This window comes from Kitasatospora sp. NPDC093102, from assembly GCF_040683915.1.
Classification (GTDB): Bacteria; Actinomycetota; Actinomycetes; order Streptomycetales; family Streptomycetaceae; genus Kitasatospora.
Map to the genome: position 1 here is coordinate 587,013 of NZ_JBFBFA010000001.1, position 22,634 is coordinate 609,646.

Genomic DNA, 22,634 nt, shown 5'->3' on the forward strand with positions numbered 1-22,634 from the left:
CCCGGCCTGTTCCTTCGTTCCGGGGCGCGGGAGCCCCGCGTCAGCCCGCCAGTTCCGCGAGCATCGCCGCCCGGAAGCGCAGGGTGCCGGCCAGTCGGGTGAAGGTCTCGGACCAGGCGGAGTCCGGGGCGGCCCCGGCGGCCAGCTCCTCCACCGCGGCGGCCGTCTCCGGGGCGAGCGCGCGCTCCGTCATCCCGAGCACCCCGCTGTGGCTCCACGGGTACGCACCGGAGGCCGCCGCCCGGGCCAGGGCGGTCACCACGGCGGTGGACAGCGGCGGCGTCCACGGGGTGGTGCAGGCGCCGAGCAGCTGGAAGGCCTCGCCCAGCCCGTGCACCTCGATGAACGCGGCCGTCCAGGCGACCCGCTCCTCGGGCGGCAGGACGGCCAGCAGCTTGGCCGGGGCGCCGGTGGCGCGCGGAGTCCGGGCCCGCGTACCGCGGCCGGGCGGGACGGGGGCCGGACCGAGCAGCGCCCGGGCCCAGTCGGCGTCCTGCTGGCGGACGGCGGCCCGGGCCCAGGCCTCCCGCAGGTCGTCGGCCCAGCTGCTGCTGGTCTCGTCGATGCTGTCGCCGACCCGCAGGGCGAGCAGCTGCTCGGGAGTCAGCCCGGTGCTCTTCGGCCAGACCGACAGCGGTGCGGCGGCCACCACCTCGCCGAACCACCAGGCCCGTTCGCCGCGCCCGGTGGGCGACTTGGGTGCGATCCCGTCGCGCTGCATCTGCGCGTCGCACTCGGCGGGCGGGGTGACCAGCAGGTGGGTGCCGGTGCCGGCGAGCCGGACGGCGGCCCGCGCCCGCTCGGCCATCCGGCGGGCCAGCGCGGAGCCGGGCAGGGTGGAGAGCAGTTCGGCGGCGGTGGCCCGGACGTTCTTGCTGCGGTCGCCGAGGGCGGCCTCCAGGAACGGCTCGTCGGCGGGGGAGAGGCCGTCCTGGAGGGCGTCCAGGAAGAGCAGGCGGTCCTCGGCGCGCTCGGTGGACCAGGTGCCGCGCAGCAGTTCCAGGCCGGCCGCGGGATCGCGGCGGCGCAGCAGCGTGAGATGGGTGACCCGCTCGGCGAACAGGCCCTCGTGCCAGAGCCGGTCGTCCGTGGGCTGTTGCGGCACCTCGGGGGTGGTGGTGCGCAGCACGAACCGCCAGTCGGGGTTCTGCTCGGCCAGCCAGCGGCCCAGCGGACCGGCCAACGCCGCGGCGTCGGCGCGCAGTTCGCTGCGGGCGCGGGCGGCGTCGAGCAGGCCGGGTACCAGGGCGGCGGGCGGGCGCAGGCCCCGGGCCCGGGCGGTGCCGAGCCACTGCGGCAGCAGCTCGGCCAGGTTGGCCAGGGTGCCGCTGCTGCTGCCGCCGGTCCTCCCCGAGAGCAGGACGGCCAGTCGGCGGGCGGCCGGTTCGGGCAGCTCCGGGCGGGTGTCCTCGGCCGCGGGCGGGCCGGGCGGCTCGGCGGCCGGTACGGGCAGCGCGCCGGCCCGGCGGCGGACGGCGGCCAGCGCGGCCAGCTCCAGCAGCGCGGTGGCCGGATCGCTCCGGTCCACGGCGTCGGCGAGCGGCAGGGCGGTGGCCGGGAGCGGGCGGCGGTCGGTGCCGAGCAGGGCGCTGGTGTGCAGGGTCTCCCACGGGTCCTGGGTGATCGTCATGCCGAGTTCTCCTGGGCGTGTCGTGTGGGTTTCGGCGGATCGGGCCGCGGCGTCAGGGTGCGTGCATCGCGAGGCGGAGGTGGGGTGCCTCCCGGGCCGGAGGCTGGGGGCGGAGTCACTGCGGTGGGGGCACCTCCCGGCCGCCGGGCCGGGGGCCATGGGTGACCGGCGACGACGCGGCGAGGTGCGTGCCGCGGCGTCACGGGCCCGGCGGGGATCCACAAGAGACGCCCTAGGCGTTGGTGAGGCCGACCGGGTGCCGGCCTGCGGCCCAGGCCGTGACCGGGGCGAAGCCCTGGTGGCCGTACTCGCCGAAGACCGTCAGCGGGCGGCCGGTGGAGACCGCGGCCAGCCGCCACAGCGCGGCCTCCGGGACGGCCGAGGTGCGGACCGGCACGGTGTGGTGGCCGTCCGTCAGGAACCAGCCGTCCGGAGTGCGGACCGGGACGACGTCGCCGAGTACGGTCGGCCGGCTCTCCAGCCACGGGTCGTCGGCGACGGCGGTGCCGTAGCCGGCCACCGCCTCGGCGACGGTGAGCCCGGCCGGCGGGTCGGCGGGGCCCGGCTCGGGGGCGCCGTAGCGCTCGCCGAGGGTGGCGCGCAGCGGGTGGGCGGCGGGGAAGTAGGCGAGGTCGGCCTCCACCAGGCGGCCGGTGGGCAGGGCGAGGGCGGGGGCCTGGCCCTGGTGGCCGAAGGACAGCAGCACGGCCGGGCGGCCGGTCTTGGCGCCGCGCAGCCAGACCCGGCGGGTGGTGAGCCGCTCGTCCGTGGTGTCGCGGGTGCCGAGCACCAGCCAGCGGTCGCGGACGGTGGGGCCCGCCTTGCTGGTGTCCGCGGGGTAGCCGACCCGGGTGCGGACGGTGGCGGCCAGCTCGGCCGGGAGCTCGTCCGTCCGGGTGGCGGCGGTGGCCAGCAGGTGCAGCATCGCGTACTCCTCCAGCAGTCGCTCCTGCGGCAGCGCGTCCAGCTCACGGACCCGGGTGGCCAGGCCGGGGGCCTGCGCGTCGACCATCCGGGCGGCGACCTCCTCCCAGGGGCCGGCGGTGGACTGGTCGGCCAGGCCGTGCCGGATCCGGTCGGCCAGCCGCAGCCGCAGCTCGGCCGCGCCGGCCGCGACCCGGGCGCCGCGCTGGGCGGCCCGGCGGCGGGCGGCCTCCGGGTCGGCCTGCTTCTCGACGCGCTTCTCCGCGCGCTCCTGGCGGGACTTGAGCCACTCGGCCACCCAGTCGGCGGGTTCGCCGGCCGGGACGGCCTCCGGGGATCCGCTCCACAGCAGGAGGAGCCCGAGCGCGTGCTTGCACGGGAACTTCCGGCTGGGGCAGCTGCACTGGTAGGCGGGCGTGGCGAGTTCGATCGCGGTGCGGTACGGCGTGCGGCCGCTGCCCTTGCACTCGCCCCAGAGCGCGGTGCCGTCGGTGCCGGTGCCGGACCACGGCGCGGGCGAGGAGAGCTTGCCCGCCGCCTTCTGCGAGGCGGCGTCAGGTGCCAGGGACAGGACGTGTTCGGTGCTCCAGCGTTCCTCCATGCGACCGACCGTAGGCGGCGGCACTGACAGCGGCTGACGGTCCGTCCGCAGCCCCCGCCGGGTCGGCGGCCGGTGTCAGTGGTCCGGTGCAGGGTGGTTCCCACAGGCCGGGACGCCGACCTGGCTCCCCCCGATCACCCTGCCGCCCAGGGCACCCGTGTGCCCGGCGGCCGACCTGAAGGAGCCCCCATGACCGACGTTCTGCGGCAGCACGCCGAGGACGCCTTCGCCGGTGAACTGGCCGCGCTGGCCGCGCAGGACGACCGTCCGCGCCCCGAGCGCTGGAAGCTCTCGCCGTGGGCCGTGGCGACGTACCTGCTCGGTGGCGAACTGCCCGACGGCACCCGGATCACCCCCAAGTACATCGGTCCGCGCCGGGTCGTCGAGGTCGCCGTGACGACCCTGGCGACGGATCGCGCGCTGCTGCTGCTCGGCGTGCCGGGCACCGCGAAGACCTGGGTGTCCGAGCACCTGGCCGCGGCGATCAGCGGCGACTCCACGATGCTGGTGCAGGGCACCGCCGGCACCCCGGAGGAGGCCGTCCGGTACGGCTGGAACTACGCCCAGCTGCTCACCCACGGGCCCAGCCGGGACGCCCTGGTGCCCTCGCCGCTGATGCGGGCGATGGCCGACGGGAAGATCGCCCGGGTCGAGGAGCTCACCCGCATCCCGGCCGACGTACAGGACAGTCTGATCACCATCCTGTCCGAGAAGACGCTCCCGATCCCGGAGCTGGGCGCCGAGACGCAGGCGGTGCGCGGCTTCAACGTGATCGCCACCGCCAACGACCGCGACCGCGGCGTCAACGAGCTGTCCAGCGCACTGCGCCGCCGCTTCAACACCGTGGTGCTGCCGCTGCCGGGCTCGCTGGACGAGGAGGTCGACATCGTCACCCGCCGGGTCAACCAGCTCGGCCGCTCCCTGGAACTGCCCGAACTGCCCGGCGGCGCCGAGGAGATCAGGCGCGTGGTCACCGTCTTCCGCGAGCTGCGGGCCGGGATCACGGTGGACGGCCGGACGAAGGTCAAGACCCCGAGCGGCACCCTCTCCACCGCCGAGGCGATCTCGGTGGTGACCAACGGACTCGCCCTGGCCACCCACTTCGGCGACGGCGTGCTGCGCGCCGGGGACGTGACGGCCGGGATCCTCGGCGCCGTCGTCCGCGACCCGGTGGCGGACCAGGCGGTCTGGCGCGAGTACGTCGAAGGGGTGGTGCGCGAGCGCGACGGCTGGAAGGACTTCTACCGCGCCGCCCGCGAGGTGGCGGTATGACAACCTCCGAGGTCGCCCTGCTGGGCATCCGCCACCACGGCCCCGGCTCGGCCCGGGCGGTGGCCGCCGCGCTGGCGCAGTGGCGGCCGGACGCGGTGCTGATCGAGGGCCCGCCCGAGGCCGACGGGATCGTCCACCTGGCCGCCGAGAAGGACCTGGTCCCGCCGGTGGCCCTGCTCGCCCACGCGGTGGACGACCCGGCGAAGGCCGCCTTCTGGCCGTACGCCGAGTTCTCCCCGGAGTGGGTGGCGATCCGGCACGCCGTGGAGCACGACCTGCCGGTCCGCTTCATCGACCTGCCCGCCGGGTACGGCTTCGCGCCGGCCCCGGGGGAGGACGCGGCCCCGGAGACGGCGGCCGAGGAGGGCGGCTCCGAGGAGGACGGCGCCGAGCCGGCCGCCGACCCGCTGGCGCTGCTCGCCGAGGCGGCCGGGCACGACGACGCGGAGCGCTGGTGGGAGGACGTGGTCGAGCACCGCGCGCCCGGCGGCGACGCGCTGGCGCCGTTCGCCGCCGTCGCCGAGGCGATGGGCACGCTGCGCGCCGAGGGCCTCGGCGGATCCCGCCGGGACCTGCTGCGCGAGGCGTACATGCGCCAGCAGATCCGCGCCGCCCGCCGCGCCGGGCACCAGCGGATCGCCGTGGTCTGCGGGGCCTTCCACGTCCCCGCGCTGGAGCGGATGCCCACCGTCGCCCACGACCGGGCGCTGCTCGCCGGGCTGCCGAAGAAGGTGCGGACGGACATCACCTGGGTGCCGTGGACGCACCGCCGGCTCTCCCAGGCCACCGGCTACGGCGCGGGCGTGCAGTCGCCCGGCTGGTACCACCACCTGTTCACCACCGACGGGGACCCGGTGCCGCGCTGGCTCACCCGGGCCGCCGACCTGCTGCGCGCCGAGGACCACCCGGTCTCCTCCGCGCACGTGATCGAGGCGGTCCGGCTCGCCGAGACGCTGGCCGTGCTGCGCGGCCGCCCGCTCGCCGGGCTGACCGAGACCCTGGACGCCGTGCGCGCGGTGCTCTGCGAGGGCTCGGACGTCGCCCTGGAGCTGGTCCGGGACCGCCTGGTGGTCGGCGACGCGCTCGGCGAGGTCCCGGACACCGCTCCGGCGGTGCCGCTCCAGCGCGACCTGACCCGGTTGCAGCGCTCGCTGCGGCTCAAGCCCGAGGCCGCGCCGAAGGACGTCGACCTCGACCTGCGCAAGGAGACCGACGCGGCCCGCTCCCGGCTGCTGCACCGGCTGCGGCTGCTGGGCGTGGACTGGGGCGTGCCCGCGCGCTCCTCGGTGAACTCGACCGGGACGTTCCGGGAGAGCTGGCGGCTGTGCTGGCAGCCCGAGTTCGCGGTCCGGATCGCCGAGGCCGCCCAGTGGGGCACCACGGTCGAGGAGGCGGCGGTCAACAAGGCCGTCGGCACCGCCCGCGCCGCCGAGGAGCTCGCCGAGCTGACCGGCCTGGTGGAGACCTGCCTGCTGGCCGGGCTGTCCGGCGCACTGCCCGCCGTGATGCGGGTGCTCGCCGACTGCGCGGCCCTGGACGCCGACGTCGCGCACCTCGCGGGCGCGCTGCCCGCACTGGTCCGCGCGCTGCGCTACGGGGACGTGCGCGGCACCGACCACGGCGCGCTCGCCGAGGCGGCCTCGGGCCTGGCCGAGCGGATCTGCGTCGGGATGCCGCCCGCCTGCGTCGGCCTGGACGCGGAGAGCGCGGCGGCGATGCGCGGCCGCCTCGACGAGGTGCACGGCGCGATCGGCCTGCTGACCGCCGGCACCGACACCCCGGCCGACACCCCGGCCGGCCCCGCGCCGGACCCCGACGGCCTGGCAGGCCTGGCCGATCGCTGGGCCGCCGCCCTGCGCTCGCTGGCCCGCCGCGAGCCGGCCGGCGGACCGGCCACCGGCGCCCCCGGGCTGCTGCGCGGCCGGGCCGTGCGGCTGCTGCTGGACGACGGCCGGCTCGACTCCGAGGAGGCCGGGCGACGGCTCCGGCTGGTGCTCTCCGTCGCCAACGCCCCGGCGGACGCGGCCGGTTGGGTCGAGGGCTTCCTGACCGGCGGCGGCGCCCTGCTGCTGCACGACCCGCGGCTGCTCGCCCTGCTGGACGAGTGGCTGACGGGGGTGAGCGGCGAGGTCTTCACCGACGTCCTGCCGCTGCTGCGCCGCACCTTCGCCGGACTGGAGGCGGGCGTGCGCACCACCATCGGCGGCCGGGTCGCAGCCGGCCCCCTCGGCGAGCCCCCGGCCGCGCAGGCCGCGGCCGGCGAGCTGGACCGGACCCGCGCCGACGCTGCCGTCCCCGTGGTGGCCCTGCTGCTAGGCGTACGACCGAAGATCCCCCGGCAGGCCGCCGGCCCCGACACCTGACACCCGCCGCAGTGACACTCACCGCACCGAACACCTGCCCCACCGCAGGACCCGCTGAAGGAGGACGAGATGGCAGCGCCCACGACCGACGAACGGCTGCGCCGCTGGCGGCTGGTGCTCGGCGGTGAGGCCGACGGTACCGGCTGCACCCTGCGCGGCCGCGACGCGGCGATGGACGACGCCCTCGCCGCGCTCTACCGGGGCGCCCCCGAGGAGGGCAGCCGGTCCGGCCGCACCGGCCGCCGCAGCGCCGGGCTGGGCGGCTCGGCCCCGCAGGTGGCCCGCTGGCTGGGCGACATCCGTGAGTACTTCCCGTCCACCGTCGTGCAGTTGATGCAGCAGGACGCGATCACCCGGCTCGGCCTGGACCGGCTGCTGCTGGAGCCGGAGATGCTGGAGGCCGTCGAGCCGGACGTGCACCTGGTCGGCACCCTGCTCTCGCTCAAGCACGCGCTGCCCGAGACCACCCGGGAGAGCGCCCGGGCGGTGGTCGGCAAGGTGGTCGCCGACCTGGAGCGCCGGCTCGCCGACCGCACCCGGTCCACGCTCGGCGGCGCGCTCGACCGCAGCGCCAAGGTCAACCGTCCCCGCCACCGCGACATCGACTGGGACCGCACCATCCGGGCCAACCTGAAGAACTACCTGCCCGAGCACGGCACCGTCGTCCCCGAGCGACTGGTCGGCTACGCCCGTGCCCAGCGCGCCGTGAAGAAGGACGTCATCCTCTGCATCGACCAGTCCGGCTCGATGGCGCCGTCGGTCGTCCACTCGGCGGTCTTCGGCGCGGTGCTCGCCTCGATGCGCACCCTGGACACCCGGCTGGTCGTCTTCGACACCTCGGTGGTCGACCTCACCGAACAGCTCACCGACCCGGTCGACGTCCTGTTCGCCACCCAGCTCGGCGGCGGCACCGACATCAACCGGGCGCTCGCCTACTGCCAGTCGAAGATCACGAGGCCCTCCGAGACCGTCGTGGTGCTGATCAGCGACCTGTACGAGGGCGGCATCCGGGACGGCATGCTCAAGCGGGTCGCCGCGATGAAGGCGGCCGGCGTCCAGTTCATCGCCCTGCTCGCGCTCTCCGACGAGGGGGCCCCGGCGTACGACCACGCGCACGCCGCCGCCCTGGCCTCGCTCGGGGCGCCGGCCTTCGCCTGCACCCCGGACGCGTTCCCGGAGATCATGGCGGCGGCCATCGAGAAGCGCCCGATCCCGCAGCACCTGATCAAGGGGGCCGCACAGGGGATCTGAAGGGTTCACCCGAACGCGCTAATCCGCTCGATCGGTGGACCGGCCGCCCGGCCCCGCCCCTCCGGGCCTTCTGTGACGGTTCTCACCCAAGACGGGCAGGCCCCGGGCGGAACAGTCCCGTCCCGCGGGGATAACCTGCCAGACGGACGTGACGCGCGTGTTGATTGACGTGTGCGCCCGTGGCTGTGTGGGCCGCAAGGCCGTACCTCTGCGTACCCGCACCGCCCCGACGACCCGCAGCGAAGATCCTGCCGTGGCACGCTCGTAGAGACACAATCCGCGACCACGAACAAGGACAAACACGTGGACCTGTTCGAGTACCAGGCGAGGGACCTCTTCGCCAAGCACGGCGTGCCCGTGCTTGACGGCGATGTCATCGAGACCGCCGCAGACGCTGCCGCCATCGCGGAGCGCTTCGGCGGCCGCGCCGTCGTCAAGGCTCAGGTGAAGGTGGGCGGCCGAGGCAAGGCCGGCGGCGTCAAGCTCGCCGCCGACCCGGCGGACGCCGTCGCCAAGGCCGAGCAGATCCTCGGCATGGACATCAAGGGCCACACCGTTCACAAGGTGATGCTGGCCCAGACCGCGGACATCAAGGACGAGTACTACGTCTCGTTCCTGCTGGACCGCACCAACCGCACCTTCCTGGCCATGGCCAGCGTCGAGGGCGGCGTGGAGATCGAGGTCGTCGCCGAGCAGAACCCCGAGGCGCTCGCGAAGATCCCGGTCGACGCCAACGAGGGCTGCACCCCGGAGAAGGCCGCCGAGATCGTCGCCGCGGCGAAGTTCCCGGCCGAGGTTGCCGACCAGGTCGCCGACGTCCTGCAGAAGCTGTGGACCGTCTTCATCAAGGAGGACGCCCTCCTCGTCGAGGTCAACCCGCTGATCAAGTCCGGCGACGGCAAGATCATCGCGCTCGACGGCAAGGTCTCCCTGGACGAGAACGCCGAGTTCCGTCAGCCGGAGCACGAGGCCCTGGAGGACAAGGCCGCGGCCAACCCGCTGGAGGCCGCCGCCAAGGCCAAGGGTCTGAACTACGTCAAGCTCGACGGCCAGGTCGGCATCATCGGCAACGGCGCGGGCCTCGTCATGAGCACCCTCGACGTGGTCGCCTACGCCGGTGAGAGCCACGGCGGCGTCAAGCCCGCCAACTTCCTCGACATCGGTGGCGGCGCCTCCGCCGAGGTCATGGCGAACGGCCTGGAGATCATCCTGGGCGACCCCGACGTCAAGTCGGTCTTCGTCAACGTCTTCGGTGGCATCACTGCCTGTGACGCGGTCGCCAACGGCATCGTGCAGGCCCTGGAGCTCCTCGCGAGCAAGGGCGAGAACGTCACCAAGCCGCTGGTCGTCCGCCTGGACGGCAACAACGCGGAGCTGGGTCGCAAGATCCTCGACGACGCCAACCACCCGCTGGTCCAGCGCGTGGACACCATGGACGGCGCCGCTGACCGCGCCGCCGAGCTGGCCAACAAGTAAGGAAGGGGACTTTCACACCATGGCTATCTTCCTTACCAAGGACAGCAAGGTCATCGTTCAGGGCATGACCGGCGCCGAGGGCATGAAGCACACCCGCCGCATGCTCGCCTCCGGCACCCAGATCGTCGGCGGTGTCAACCCGCGCAAGGCCGGCACCACGGTCGACGTCGACGGCACCGAGATCCCGGTCTTCGGCTCCGTCGCCGAGGCGATGGAGAAGACCGGGGCCGACGTCTCCGTCCTCTTCGTGCCGCCGGCGTTCACCAAGGCCGCCGTGATCGAGGCCATCGACGCCGAGATCGGCCTGGCCGTCGTCATCACCGAGGGCGTCCCGGTGCACGACACCGCCGCCTTCTGGGCGCACGCCGGTGCCAAGGGCAACAAGACCCGCATCATCGGCCCGAACTGCCCCGGCCTGATCAGCCCCGGACAGTCGAACGCCGGCATCATCCCGGCCGACATCACCAGCTCCGGCAAGATCGGTCTGGTCTCGAAGTCGGGCACCCTGACCTACCAGCTCATGTACGAGCTGCGGGACATCGGCTTCTCCTCGGCCGTGGGCATCGGCGGTGACCCGGTCATCGGGACCACCCACATCGACGCGCTCAAGGCCTTCCAGGAGGACCCGGAGACCGAGATCATCGTCATGATCGGTGAGATCGGTGGCGACGCCGAGGAGCGTGCCGCGGCCTACATCGCCGAGCACGTCACCAAGCCGGTCGTCGGCTACGTCGCGGGCTTCACCGCCCCCGAGGGCAAGACCATGGGCCACGCCGGCGCCATCGTCTCCGGCTCCTCGGGCACCGCCCAGGCCAAGAAGGAGGCCCTTGAGGCCGCCGGTGTCAAGGTCGGCAAGACGCCGTCCGAGACCGCCCGCCTGGCCCGCGAGATCATCGCCGCCCAGGGCTGATCCCGCCCCGCGCGTGACGAGCGCCCCCGCCCTCCCCGGGCGGGGGCGCTCGTCGTCCCCGGCGCGTTCAGCGCCCGCTCGGCCCCGTCGTGCAGGGCAGCGGCGACCACGGCCGACAGGCCATCGGGCCCTGCGGCGGCGGAGCGCCGATCCGGCCCGCCGTCGGCAGCCGCCAGCGCGCGGCCGCCTGCGGGTGCGGCTCCACCAGGACGGCCTCCCGGCCGGGTGCCGGACTGCACCAGATGCTGGTGATGCCGTTCGGCGCCCCGCCGGGCACCAGCGGCACGCCCGGCTCCGCCGCCCGCTCCCCGGTCGCGGGCAGGCACAGCGCGGGTGTCGGCGGGGTGGTCGACCGGAACAGCGCCGCCGGGCGCACCCCCGTCAGGGTCGCCAGCGTCGCCCCGCCCACCGCGACCGTCAGCAGCGCCGCCGCGCCCGTCCGGCTCGCCGTCAGGAGCCGGTGCCGGGCCCGCAGCACCGGCACCGGCGTCCGGTGCGGCTCCGGACAGCCGCGCACCGCCGCCCGGTACAGCAGCCCGCTCAGCCCGTCCGCGAAGCCGGGCGCCGCCGGGTCCGGCCCGACCAGCTCCGGCACCCACTGCGCCAGCGCCGTACGGGCGGCCCACACCCGTCCCTCGGCCGCCGCCCGTGTGGACTCCACCTCCACCGAGACCGCCGCGGCCGGCAGCCCCAGCCCGTCGTGCAGCACCAGCGCCCGGCGCTGCGGCCGGGACAACTGCTTGAGCGCCTTCAGCAGCGCCCGGTCCCCGTCGGTCAGCCGGTCGTGGTCCGGCAGCACCGCCTGCGCCTCGTCGGCCGGACGCACCTTGATCCGCCGGTGCGGCAGCCTCCACACGTGCGCCCACCGGGGCCTGCCCCGGTGCCACGGGGACAGCGCCAGCTCGCAGGCGCGCACCCGTACCCACCCCTCCGGGCTCCCCGAGGCGACCGCCGCGCCCCAGCGCCGCCGGGCCTCCCCGAACGCCCGCCGTACACAGCGCACCGCCCGGTACCGGCAGGCGGTCAGCAGGAACACCTGCTGCACCAGGCGGGTGTGCGCGGTCTCGTAGAGCTCCTCGAAGCTCACCGCCGGGGGCTCCGCGTCGAGGTCGTCGTCCGCACCCGCGGGAGCGGCGGCGGCCAACGCCGCCCGGCCGGGGCCGACGGGCGGGGGCGTGGCGCTTTCGCGGCCGGCCGGGTCCTGGGCGTGTGCCGCGGGTGCGGCGGTGGTGTGGCGTTCCTCCTGTGCGGGCCGGGCCTTCCGGGCCCGGTCGGGGCCGGCGGCCTGCGTGTGCCTGCCGTCCGCTCCCTGCGCGGCCGCGGTCCGGGGCGGTGTGTCGCCGCTGCCGGCGGCCGCGGCGGCGGGGGCCGCCGGCCCACTGCCACCGCCCGCGTTCGCGGTGCTCTCCGGCCGGGCCTGCTCGGGGCCTGCGGGGGCCACCGGCTCGCGGCTCGCGTCGGACGGCCGGCGCTGCCCGTCGCCCGCCGCCGGTGCGGCCTGGCACACCGGAGGTGTGGTGACGTGTTCCGGCTGGTCGACGGGCGTGCGCTGGTCCTGCGCGCGCCCCGGGGCGGCGCACTTCCCGGTGGAAGGCGGCGTGCCGGCGGCCTGGCGCGGTTTCTCGGCCGGAGTCCCGGGGCCTGCGCCGCCGTTCACGGCCCGCGCGGGCCGGGCGGCCACCCGCACGCGCGCGTCCCGGGCTGCCCGCCGAGTGCCGTCGGAGGCTCCCGGGGCGGGCTTCCCGGCGGCTGCCGGTGCTGCCGGTACGGGACCGGGGGCGGCCGAGGCCGGTACCGGGCCGGCCGGGTCGAGGTCGGCGCAGTTCGCCGGGTGCCCGGTCGGGCCGGGGCCCGAGGGGTGCGGCAGCGTGCCGCCCAGCAGGGCGAGGGCCTCCGCCTCGGTGCGGGTGCCGAGCTTGCGCAGCGCGCGCCGACGGTAGCTGCGGGCGGTGGTGGGGGTGACACCGAGGGCGGCGGCAGTGCGGGGGAGGTCGTGGCCGGCCACGAGGTGGGCCAGGGTCTGCGCCTCACGGGGGGTCAGTTTCCGTGGCGGGCAGCCCGCTTCGGCTGCGGCGTGGGCGCGCTTGCGGTGGCGCTCCGGGGTGGGGGAGTCGGCGGTGGGTGGCGTGGTCATCAGACGCTCCGGGCCGGGGCGCCGGCGGCTTGGGGGTGGGGTCTGAAAATGCGCATAAGCCAATAATCTGGGACACGGCGGTGGTTTGGCGCTTCACGGAGCATGGCGAGTCGCCTTGGCACCATGTGGCGCATGACGCAGCTGATGGGCCGTCCGATCCTGGAGTTGCCCGGCGAGTTGGGCGGACGCCCCGCGCTGGCCGACCTGTTGACGGGAGTGCGGACGGCGCTGGTCGGCCTGGCGGTGGTCGGGGCGCCGGTGCTCGGGCTCTGGCTGGTGACGCCGTACGCGGACGGCGGCGCGGCCGCTGTCACCCGGTTGACGGGGGTGCTCTGGCTGCTGGGCCACGGTGCACCGGTGCTGCGCGGGGCGGCGGACGCCCCGCTGACCGTCACTCCGCTGCTGCTCGGAGCCCTGGCCGTGGTCCAGCTCTACCGGATGGGCGCCGGGGTGGCGGCGCGGCGCGGGCTGCGTTCGCGCTGGGGCGGCCCGGTGGCGGTGTGGGCGGGGTACTGCGTGGTGGCCGTCGCGGTGGCGCTGCACTGCGCGGGCACCGGTCCGCTCCGCAGCCGGGTGCTGCTGGACGTCCTGGTGGTGACGCTGGTGGCGGGCCTGGCGACGGCTGCCGGAGCCCGCTCGGTGACCGTCCTCGGCGTACCGGCAGACTCCCTGCTGGACCGGCTCCCGCCGCCGTACCGTCCGGCCGGCGCCGGGCCGGTGGTGCGGGCCGCGACGCTGGCGGCCGGGGCCGGGCTGGTCGCGGCGGGCGGACTGCTGGTGGTGTTCTCGGCGCTGCTGGGCGCGGTGGCCGGCGGCGGGCGCGGGATGGCTCTGCTGGGGGGCGGGTCCGCCGCGCTGTCGGGGCTGCTGCTGCTCACGGTGGCGCTGCTGCCGAACGCGGTGCTGTGGGGCGCGGCGTACGCGCTGGGTCCCGGCTTCGCGGTGGGCGCCGGGACGGTGGTGTCGCCGGCCGGTACGGTGCTGGGCCCGGTGCCCGAGTTCCCGCTGTTCGCCCTGCTGCCGGCGGACGGACCGGGTGGCTGGCGGCTCGTGGCGCTGGCGCTGCCGCTATTGGCCGGGGTGGTGCCGGCGGTGCTGCTGGGCCGAGCGGCGGCGGGCCGGCGGCTTCCGGCCGCCGGGGCCGGGCCGCGGCCCGAGCCCTGGCGGCCGGCCGCGACGGTGGTGGCCGCGCTGGCGGCGGCGCTGTCGGTGGGGGCCGGGGCGGCGGTGCTGGGCTGGCTCTCCGGAGGGGCGCTGGCCGGGAAGCGGCTGGCCTGGGTGGGGCCGGTGCCGTGGTCGGGTCCGGCGGCGGTGGGCTGGATCGCGCTGGTCGCCGTTCCCGGCGCGCTGCTGGTGCGGTACCGCATGCTGGGCCCGGCGGACGGCAGGGGCGTGTACGCCCGGCTCGCGCGGCAGGTCCACCGGGGCGTGCTGGGACTGCGCGCCCGTACGAACGCCCTCGTGGTGCGGCTTTCCGGGCCGGCCGTCCGCAACGCCGACGAGCCGGGCCCCGACGAGTGGGACCCGGACGTCTGAGCGGATCCGGCGGTCCGACTACTCGGCGTTCCCGGTGAAGTCCACGTACCACTGCGGTGCGTACCGGTCGCAGTTCTGGGCGCCGACGGCGGTCAGCGAGTCCTGGACGCAGGTGACGTAGTCGCGGTAGTGGTACCCGAGGCCGATCACCGAGGTGGCGACCACGACGGTCATCGCGCCGGTCAGGATGCCGGCGAGCGCGGCCGGGGTGAGCGGGTTCGGTGCCGGGGCCGCGGGGAGCGGCCCGCCCGGCCCGGCGACCGCGGTGGCGGCCGGGGCGGACCGCCGGTCCCGCAGCGCGCCGACGCCCCAGACGATGCCGAGCGCCCCGACCAGCAGGGCGATCCAGTGGAGCCCCGCGAACAGGCAGACCAGTGCGAACGGCCCGGCCAGCGCGGCGTTGCGGGCCTTGCGGTGGGCCGGATCGGAGAGGTCGAGCCGGGGCGGCTGCGGGGCCGGCGGCCGCTGACCGGGGCGGCCGTCGCCACCGGAGCCCCACGGCGGCGGCAGCTGGGGGCGCTCGCCGCCCTGGCCGCCGGGCCCCCCTTGCCCGTCGGATCCGTGGCCTCCGCCGGCCCAGGGGCTGCGCGGCTGCCACGGCTGGTCCGGGGCATCCGCCGGCGGCGGCGCGAAGGGGTTGCGCTCGCCGGTGTCGTCGCCGCTGCTCATGGTTCAGCCATTCCTTCTCGGTCGGGGCTCGTTCGGAGGTTCTCGCGTCGGAGCGGTCTCCCGCGCCCCAATGATCCCGCAGTCGTCCGGCGGGCCACCGGCGGCCCGTGCCGCGGGGCCGGGCCGGGCGTTGCGGGCCGGGGCAACTCCGGTGCGGTGGGCCGGAGGAGATCCCCGTCTCAACTACGCGCGTAGCGCCGCCGGGAGGGTGCGGAGGCCGTCCGACCAGCCGTTATCGTGGTGACGGTCAGCAGCCCACAGAGGTTCCCCGGGGCCCGCGTCGCGGCGGGTTTCCCCGGAGTTCCCCCTCGCTCGACCTGCCGTTCGTAGTGGCCCCACCGCCGGTGGACGTACCAGCGGACGGCGCCCGACCTACGGAGAAACGCGCAGTGGCCGCCGCCCCCGCCCAGCACTTCCCGCCCCGTACGCCCGGACCGGCCCGCCTGGTGGTGCTGGTCTCCGGCTCCGGCACCAACCTGCAGGCGCTGATCGACGCCGTCGCCGATCCGGCCTACGGAGCCGAGATCCTCGCCGTCGGTGCGGACCGGGACGGGATCGCCGGTCTGGAGCGCGCCGAGAAGGCGGGCCTGCCGACCTTCGTCCACCGGGTGAAGGACCACCCGGACCGGGCCGCCTGGGACCGCGCGCTGACCGCCTCCGTCGCCGAGTACCAGCCGGACCTGGTGGTCACGGCCGGCTTCATGAAGATCCTCGGCCCCGAGTTCATCACCGCCTTCGCCGGGCGGATCGTCAACACCCATCCCGCACTGCTGCCCGCCTTCCCCGGCGCCCACGGCGTCACCGACGCGCTCGCGTACGGGGTGAAGGTCACCGGCTGCACCGTCCACCTGGTCGACTCCGGCGTGGACACCGGGCCGATCATCGCGCAGGGCGTCGTCGAGGTCGTCGACTCCGACCACGCCGATGGCGGCGAAGCGCTGCACGAGCGCATCAAGACTGTCGAGCGAAAGCTGCTCGTCGACGTCGTGGGTCGGCTGGCCCGCGAAGGTCACCGCATCGAGGACCGAAAGGTATGGATTCCGGCACATGAGTGAGCGCAGCGAACGAGTCATCGACAGGGGTGCCTGGCGCGCAGCGCCCGCCGACCGCAGCGAGGTGGGAGCATGAGTGCCAGCTCCACCACGCCCCCCGTTTCGGAGAACATCCGTCCGATCCGTCGTGCGCTGATCAGCGTGTACGACAAGACCGGTCTGGAGGAGCTGGCCCAGGGCCTGCACGCCGCCGGGGTCTCCATCGTCTCCACCGGCTCCACCGCCGGCCGGATCGCCGCCGCCGGTGTCCCGGTGACCGAGGTCTCCGAGCTGACCGGCTTCCCGGAGTGCCTGGACGGGCGCGTGAAGACGCTGCACCCCCGCGTGCACGCCGGCGTGCTGGCCGACCTGCGGCTGGAGTCGCACCGCGCGCAGCTGGCCGAGCTGGGCGTCGAGCCCTTCGACCTGGTCGTCGTGAACCTCTACCCGTTCAAGGCCACCGTCGCCTCCGGCGCCACCCCGGACGAGTGCGTCGAGCAGATCGACATCGGCGGCCCGAGCATGGTCCGCGCCGCCGCCAAGAACCACCCGTCGGTGGCCGTCGTGGTCGACCCGGCCCGCTACGGCGACGTGCTGGAGGCGGTGCGGGAGGGCGGCTTCGACCTGGCCACCCGCAAGCGCCTGGCCGGTGCCGCGTTCGCCCACACCGCCGCGTACGACGTGGCCGTCGCCTCCTGGTTCGAGGCCGGCTACGCGCCGAGCGACGAGAGTTTCCCCGAGTTCCTGGGCGCGACCTGGGAGCGGCAGAACGTGCTGCGCTACGGCGAGAACCCGCACCAGGGCGCCGCGCTGTACAGCGACGGCACCGGCGGTCTGGCCGGCGCGCAGCAGCTGCACGGCAAGGAGATGTCGTACAACAACTACGTCGACACCGACGCAGCCCGCCGCGCCGCCTACGACCACGCCGCCCCGGCCGTCGCGATCATCAAGCACGCCAACCCGTGCGGCATCGCGACCGGCAGCGACGTCGCCGAGGCGCACCGCAAGGCGCACGAGTGCGACCCGGTCTCCGCGTACGGCGGCGTGATCGCCGTCAACCGCCCGGTCACCGTCGCGCTGGCCGAGCAGATCGCCCCGATCTTCACCGAGGTCGTCGTGGCCCCCGGCTACGAGGAGGGCGCCCTGGAGGTGCTCACCCGCAAGAAGAACCTGCGGGTGCTGCTCGCCCCCGAGGCCCCGGCCAACCGCCAGGAGGTGCGCCCGATCTCCGGCGGCGTGCTGCTCCAGGACGCGGACCGGGTGCACGCGGAGGGCGACGACCCGGCGAACTGGACCCTCGCCACCGGTGAGGCGCTGACCGCGGAGGAGCTGGCCGAGCTGGCCTTCGCCTGGCGGGCCTGCAGGGCCGTCAAGTCCAACGCGATCCTGCTGGCCAAGGACGGCGCCTCGGTCGGCGTCGGCATGGGCCAGGTCAACCGGGTGGACTCCTGCAAGCTCGCGGTCGAGCGGGCCGGCGAGCGTGCCAAGGGCGCCTACGCGGCCTCGGACGCCTTCTTCCCGTTCGCGGACGGCCCGGCGATCCTGATCGCGGCCGGTGTCAAGGCGATCGTCCAGCCGGGTGGCTCGATCCGTGACGAGGAGGTCGTCGCGGCGGCCGCCGAGGCCGGCGTGACCATGTACTTCACCGGTGCGCGGCACTTCTTCCACTGATCCCGCCGACGGCGTGACGGTGTGACAGAGCGGCCCGGCCCCCTCCGAGGAGGGAGCCGGGCCGCTCTGTCGTGCGGGCCGGTCAGTAACGCGGCCGGTTGAACCAGTTGACGCCGTCCCGGGTGCACACGGCGGTGATCCAGATGACGCTGATGGCCACCCACAGCAGGGCGACGACGAGGTTCGCCGCCTGGCCCTTCTCGGCGCCGAACGAGCCGAGCAGGCCGAGCAGCCCGAGCAGGCCGCCGATCGAGCCGTAGACGATGGTGATGATCCGGACGCTGTTGCCGCCCTTGCCGAACTTCACCCCGAGGGTGATGGACAGCGCGGCGGCCAGCGCGAACACGACGCCGATGACGGCCGCGACGCCGGCGGCGGCGTTGCCGAGCGCGAGCAGGCCCTCGTCGCTCGAGTCGCTGTTGCTGACGACGTCCTTGGCGGCCGCGGCCCCGATCAGGCAGAACAGCGCCGCCAGCACCTGGGTGCCGCCGACGATGAACAGCAGCACCCGGGCGGTCACCATCAGGCCCGGCATGGACTGCGGCGGGGCTGCCACCGGCGGGTAGCCGTACTGCCCGTAGGCCGGGGCCTGCTGGGGGTAGCCGTAGCCCGCGGCGGGCGGCGGCGGGGCCTGCTGGGGGTAGCCGTAGCCCTGGGCGGCCGGCGGCTGGCCGTACGGGTTGTTCGGGTTGTTCGGGTCGGGCGGGTAACTCATGGATGCCTCCGGGCAGTTACGGGGACGCGGGGACGGGACGCTGGCGGCCCGGTGCCGGTCGGTGAGTCGGGTCACCGACCGAAGGGGACGTTAGCGGAGCGGGGTGACAGCCAGGCGGCGGTGACGGGCGCCGCGGCGCGGCAGCGTGGTGAGCCTCAGGGGCGCGAGGCAGCCGACGGGTACGGCGGGGGCGGGACGGTGCCCCCGCGGTCGGACTGCTCGTTCTGCTGTGGTCGGCTCACTGGCTCTTTCCCCCGGGTACAACGCTCCGCCGCGAGGGCCGTCGGCCCGTCACCGGGCCGGTTCGCGGCGGGAATGCGCTTATCGTCATCCGGACGACGGCGCCCTGTCCAGCCGGTTCGGCGCGCCGCGCCGAGACTGTGGCGCAACCGCAACGTGCGGCGGACCTTCGTACCCATCCGTTCACCCGCCCGTCCATCCGTCCGGGACCGTCCCGCGCCGGTCGGGCCCTCGGTGCGGAGACCCCCGGCGATCCGGGAGAATGGGGTCATGACTGCCCAGATTCTCGATGGCAAGGCCACCGCCGCCGCGATCAAGTCCGAACTCGCCGCCCGCGTGGCGGCCCTCAAGGCGAAGGGCGTCACGCCCGGCCTCGGCACCGTCCTGGTCGGTGACGACCCGGGCAGCCGCTGGTACGTGAACGGGAAGCACAAGGACTGCGCCGAGGTCGGCATCGCCTCGATCCAGCGCGAGCTGCCCGCCACCGCCACCCAGGAGGACGTCGAGAACGTCGTCCGCGAGCTCAACGCCGACCCGTCCTGCACCGGCTACATCGTCCAGCTGCCGCTGCCCAAGGGCCTGGACCAGAACCCGGTCCTGGAGCTGATGGACCCGGACAAGGACGCCGACGGCCTGCACCCGACCTCGCTCGGCCGGCTCGCCCTGGGCATCGAGGGCCCGCTGCCGTGCACCCCGCTCGGCATCGTCGAGCTGCTGCGCCGCCACGACGTCGAGATCAACGGCGCCGAGGTGGTCGTGGTCGGCCGCGGCATCACCGTCGGCCGCTCGATCGGCCTGCTGCTGACCCGCCGCAGCGAGAACGCCACCGTCACCCTGTGCCACACCGGCACCCGGGACCTCGGCGCCCACCTGCGCAAGGCCGACATCATCGTGGCCGCCGCCGGCGTGCCGCACCTGGTGAAGCCGGAGGACGTCAAGCCGGGCGCGGCGGTGCTGGACGTGGGCGTCAGCCGCAGCGAGGGCAAGATCGTCGGCGACGTGCACCCGGGCGTGGCCGAGGTGGCCGGCTGGATCTCCCCGAACCCCGGCGGCGTGGGCCCGATGACCCGCGCGATGCTGCTCAACAACATCGTCGAGGCGGCCGAGCGCCGCGCCGGCATCTGACACCCCAGGGACGGCGAGCATGACTGAACCGCGCCCGGCGCGGTCCCCCCGCAGGCCGGCCAGGACCACCGGCACCGTGCCGCCCGAGGGCTCGGCCGCGGCCCTCGGACGCGATCACGCGCTGCCCGTGCGGCAGTGGCCGATCACGCTGGTCCTGCTGGTCGTCGGCGCCGGCCTCGCGGTCACCTGGTTCGCGGACTTCAAGGACGGTTTCAAGTACGGGCTGCTGATCCTCGGCGGCGGCGTGCTGCTCGGCGCGGTGCTGCGGTTGGTGCTGCCCGAGGTCGGGATGCTGGCGGTGCGCAGCCGCTTCACCGACGTGATCGTGCTGAGCTTCCTGGGCACCTCGATCGTGCTGCTGACCCTGGTGGCGCAGCCGAACCCGTGGCTGCAGATCCCGTTGCTCGACAACATCGGCCAGCTGATGGGCCGGCCCAGGCACTGATCCGCGGGCCCGTGACGGCCCCCGCCCGGCACCTTGGAAGTCCAGGGGCCGGGCGGGGGCCGTCCTTTTCTGTGACGCATCAGCCACGTCAGGACACCCGGCGTACGCTTCCCTTTGCGATAACCTGACGCCGGTCTCTCGATGTCGAGAGATCATCCTGGCTCCAGTGCCGGTGTGCCTGGGGCGCCTGGCGATTTGCTGGAGAAGGTAGAAATGACCCGCACCCCCGTCAACGTCACCATCACCGGAGCGGCCGGCCAGATCGGCTACGCGCTGCTCTTCCGCATCGCCTCGGGCCACCTGCTCGGTGCCGACGTGCCGGTGAACCTGCGCCTCCTGGAGATCCCGCAGGGCCTCAAGGCCGCCGAGGGCACCGCCATGGAGCTCGTCGACTGCGCCTTCCCGCTGCTGCGCGACATCAAGATCACCGACAACCCGAACGAGGCCTTCGACGGCGCCAACGTCGCGCTGCTGGTCGGCGCCCGTCCGCGCACCGCGGGCATGGAGCGCGGGGACCTGCTCCAGGCCAACGGCGGCATCTTCGGCCCGCAGGGCAAGGCGATCAACGACCACGCCGCGGACGACATCAAGGTCCTGGTCGTCGGCAACCCGGCCAACACCAACGCCCTGATCGCCCAGCGCAACGCCCCGGACGTCCCGGCCGAGCGCTTCACCGCGATGACCCGCCTGGACCACAACCGCGCGGTCGGCCAGCTCTCCGCCAAGACCGGTGCCCTGGTCTCCGACATCAAGCGCGTCACCATCTGGGGCAACCACTCCGCGACCCAGTACCCGGACGTCTTCCAGGCCGAGATCGCCGGCAAGCCGGCCTTCGAGGCCATCGGCAGCGACCTGGCCTGGCTGGAGAGCGACTTCATCCCGACCGTCGCCAAGCGTGGCGCCGCCATCATCGACGCCCGCGGCGCCTCCTCGGCCGCCTCGGCCGCCAACGCCGCCATCGACCACGTGTACACCTGGGTCAACGGCACCGCCGAGGGCGACTGGACCTCCATGGGTGTCGTCTCCGACGGCTCCTACGGCGTTCCGGAGGGCCTGATCTCCTCCTTCCCGGTCACCACCAAGGACGGCAAGTTCGAGATCGTCCAGGGCCTGGAGATCTCCGACTTCTCCCGCGCCCGCATCGACGCCTCGGTCAAGGAGCTGACCGAGGAGCGCGACGCGGTCCAGGAGCTGGGCCTCATCTGAGCCCGCCCCGCACGGCTTCACCGGCGGCCCGCCGCTTCCCTCCCGGAAGCGGCGGGCCGCCGCCGTGTCCGGCCCCGGCCGGTACCGGCCGTCCTACACTGGCCCGCTGTGAACGAAACACTCGGGGACGCCGCGCTCGTCCTCGTCTTCATCCTGCTGGGCGGGCTGTTCAACGTCGCCGAGATCTCGCTGATCTCGCTGCGCGAGGGTCAGATCCGGACGCTGGAGGGGCGCGGAACCCGGCGCGCGGCCCGGGCCGCGCACCTGGCCGCCGACCCCAACCGCTTCCTGGCCGCCGTCCAGGTCGGGGTGACCTGCATGGGCTTCCTGTCCGCCGCCTTCGGCGCGGACACCCTGTCCGGCAAGGTCGCCCCGCTGTTCGTCCGGGCCGGGCTGTCCCAGGGCATGTCCGACGCGGTGGCCCTGGTCGGCCTCACCCTGGTGATCAGCTACGCCTCGCTGGTGCTGGGCGAGCTGACCCCCAAGCGGATCGGCCTGCAGCGCGCCGAGTCCATCTCGGTCGTCGCCGCCCCGGTGGTGGACGTGATGTCGGTGGTGCTGCGGCCGGTGATCTGGCTGCTCGGCCACTCCACCAATCTGATGGTCCGGCTGCTCGGCGGGGACCCGGCGGCGGGCCGCGGCTCGATGAGCTCCGAGGAACTGCGCGGCCTGGTCGCCGCGAACACCGAACTCGGAAGCGACGAGCGGGCGTTGATCGCCGATGTGTTCTCCGCCGGAGAGCGCCAGCTGCGCGAGGTGATGGTCCCGCGCACCGAGGTGACCTTCCTGGACGCCGAGCGTCCGCTGGCCGCCGTCCGGCACCAGGCCGACACCTCGCCGCACTCGCGCTACCCGGTGGTCGAGGGCAGCGCCGACGCGGTGGTCGGCTTCGTCCACGTCCGTGACCTGTACGGCGCGCGCGGCGAGCAGGCCGCCAAGGTCCGCGACCTGGCCCGGCCGGTCAAGCTGCTGCCCGGCACCAAGCTGGTGCTGGAGGCGATGGGGGAGATGCGCCGGGAGGGGCACCACCTGGCCATCGTGGTGGATGAGTACGGCGGCACCGCCGGGATCGTCACCCTGGAGGACCTGGTCGAGGAGGTGATCGGCGAGATCCGGGACGAGTACGACCGCCCGGAGGCCGCCCCCACCCGCCGGCTGGCCGGCGGCGGCATGGAGCTGGACGGCCTGCTCAACCTCGGCGACTTCGCCGAGGAGACCGGAGTGACCCTGCCCGAGGGTCCGTACGAGACGGTGGCCGGCTGCCTGGTCGCCGCGCTCGGCCGGCTGCCCCGGGACGGCGACCAGGTGCGCGTCCCGGTCGAGGGCGGCGGCGAGGTGCTGCTGACGGTGGCCAAGGTCGAGGGCCGGCGGATCGCCCGGGTGGGGGTGAGTGCGGTCACACTGGCCGAACCGCTCGGGGCGGAGGTTTCCTGAG

The 22,634-nt window shown here is 75.0% G+C and carries 17 protein-coding genes; 12 read left to right on the plus strand and 5 right to left on the minus strand.

The features are described 5' to 3' along the window. Positions 1 to 40: 40 nt before the first annotated feature. Positions 41 to 1,630: a DUF5691 domain-containing protein gene (locus AB0O11_RS02785; protein ID WP_363381025.1), complete on the minus strand. Its 1,590-nt coding sequence runs from the start codon at positions 1,628 to 1,630 to the stop codon at positions 41 to 43. A 232-nt stretch (positions 1,631 to 1,862) separates the two neighbouring features. Next, complete coding sequence (locus AB0O11_RS02790) at positions 1,863 to 3,155, minus strand: SWIM zinc finger family protein (protein ID WP_363381027.1); 1,293 nt, start codon at positions 3,153 to 3,155, stop codon at positions 1,863 to 1,865. Positions 3,156 to 3,344: 189 nt separating this feature from the next. Here AB0O11_RS02790 and AB0O11_RS02795 point away from each other — a divergent pair, with 189 nt between their 5' ends. The 5 genes from AB0O11_RS02795 (at position 3,345) to sucD (ending at position 10,427) form a co-directional block, all read left to right on the plus strand. Beyond that, positions 3,345 to 4,427 carry an AAA family ATPase gene (locus AB0O11_RS02795; protein WP_363381029.1) on the plus strand — a complete coding sequence of 361 codons (1,083 nt, stop codon included), beginning with the start codon at positions 3,345 to 3,347 and terminating at the stop codon, positions 4,425 to 4,427. Next, entirely contained in the window at positions 4,424 to 6,790 is a 2,367-nt protein-coding gene (locus AB0O11_RS02800) for a DUF5682 family protein (RefSeq protein WP_363381031.1), read from the plus strand. Before AB0O11_RS02795 ends, AB0O11_RS02800 begins: the two co-directional genes overlap by 4 nt. Before the next feature lie 69 nt (positions 6,791 to 6,859). Then, the gene (locus tag AB0O11_RS02805; protein WP_363381033.1) at positions 6,860 to 8,041 is read left to right on the plus strand and encodes a VWA domain-containing protein; all 1,182 of its coding nucleotides are present in this window, start codon (positions 6,860 to 6,862) and stop codon (positions 8,039 to 8,041) included. A gap of 303 nt (positions 8,042 to 8,344) precedes the next feature. Next, the gene (gene sucC, locus AB0O11_RS02810; RefSeq protein WP_363381035.1) at positions 8,345 to 9,517 is read left to right on the plus strand and encodes an ADP-forming succinate--CoA ligase subunit beta; all 1,173 of its coding nucleotides are present in this window, start codon (positions 8,345 to 8,347) and stop codon (positions 9,515 to 9,517) included. A gap of 19 nt (positions 9,518 to 9,536) precedes the next feature. After that, positions 9,537 to 10,427, plus strand: coding sequence for a succinate--CoA ligase subunit alpha (sucD, locus tag AB0O11_RS02815; protein ID WP_363381036.1), 891 nt, complete (start codon positions 9,537 to 9,539; stop codon positions 10,425 to 10,427). Positions 10,428 to 10,494: 67 nt separating this feature from the next. On the opposite strand, the gene AB0O11_RS02820 is transcribed toward sucD, so the two are convergent. Beyond that, a complete protein-coding gene (locus tag AB0O11_RS02820; RefSeq protein WP_363381038.1) occupies positions 10,495 to 12,561 on the minus strand; it encodes a LuxR C-terminal-related transcriptional regulator in 2,067 nt (688 codons plus the stop codon). Positions 12,562 to 12,693: 132 nt separating this feature from the next. On the opposite strand from AB0O11_RS02820, the gene AB0O11_RS02825 reads away from it, so the two are divergent. Continuing rightward, entirely contained in the window at positions 12,694 to 14,097 is a 1,404-nt protein-coding gene (locus AB0O11_RS02825) for a DUF6350 family protein (protein ID WP_363381040.1), read from the plus strand. Between the two features lie 18 nt (positions 14,098 to 14,115). On the opposite strand, the gene AB0O11_RS02830 is transcribed toward AB0O11_RS02825, so the two are convergent. Further along, entirely contained in the window at positions 14,116 to 14,766 is a 651-nt protein-coding gene (locus AB0O11_RS02830) for a hypothetical protein (protein WP_363381043.1), read from the minus strand. A 389-nt stretch (positions 14,767 to 15,155) separates the two neighbouring features. Between AB0O11_RS02830 and purN the strand changes: the two genes are divergently transcribed. Then, positions 15,156 to 15,821, plus strand: a complete 666-nt coding sequence (purN, locus tag AB0O11_RS02835; RefSeq protein ID WP_363381045.1) for a phosphoribosylglycinamide formyltransferase — start codon at positions 15,156 to 15,158, stop codon at positions 15,819 to 15,821. A 69-nt stretch (positions 15,822 to 15,890) separates the two neighbouring features. Further along, entirely contained in the window at positions 15,891 to 17,468 is a 1,578-nt protein-coding gene (purH, locus tag AB0O11_RS02840) for a bifunctional phosphoribosylaminoimidazolecarboxamide formyltransferase/IMP cyclohydrolase (protein WP_363381048.1), read from the plus strand. An 82-nt stretch (positions 17,469 to 17,550) separates the two neighbouring features. Here purH and AB0O11_RS02845 read toward each other — a convergent pair whose 3' ends face one another. After that, positions 17,551 to 18,183, minus strand: coding sequence for a hypothetical protein (locus tag AB0O11_RS02845; RefSeq protein ID WP_363381051.1), 633 nt, complete (start codon positions 18,181 to 18,183; stop codon positions 17,551 to 17,553). Between the two features lie 510 nt (positions 18,184 to 18,693). On the opposite strand from AB0O11_RS02845, the gene AB0O11_RS02850 reads away from it, so the two are divergent. From AB0O11_RS02850 to AB0O11_RS02865, 4 genes are all read left to right on the plus strand, one after another. Then, complete coding sequence (locus tag AB0O11_RS02850; RefSeq protein WP_224282302.1) at positions 18,694 to 19,548, plus strand: bifunctional methylenetetrahydrofolate dehydrogenase/methenyltetrahydrofolate cyclohydrolase; 855 nt, start codon at positions 18,694 to 18,696, stop codon at positions 19,546 to 19,548. A gap of 19 nt (positions 19,549 to 19,567) precedes the next feature. Further along, positions 19,568 to 19,993 carry a DUF3017 domain-containing protein gene (locus AB0O11_RS02855; protein WP_363381054.1) on the plus strand — a complete coding sequence of 142 codons (426 nt, stop codon included), beginning with the start codon at positions 19,568 to 19,570 and terminating at the stop codon, positions 19,991 to 19,993. Between the two features lie 213 nt (positions 19,994 to 20,206). Continuing rightward, positions 20,207 to 21,199 carry a malate dehydrogenase gene (locus AB0O11_RS02860; RefSeq protein ID WP_363381057.1) on the plus strand — a complete coding sequence of 331 codons (993 nt, stop codon included), beginning with the start codon at positions 20,207 to 20,209 and terminating at the stop codon, positions 21,197 to 21,199. 108 nt (positions 21,200 to 21,307) lie between these two features. Continuing rightward, a complete protein-coding gene (locus AB0O11_RS02865; protein ID WP_363381060.1) occupies positions 21,308 to 22,633 on the plus strand; it encodes a hemolysin family protein in 1,326 nt (441 codons plus the stop codon). Position 22,634 lies beyond the last annotated feature (1 nt).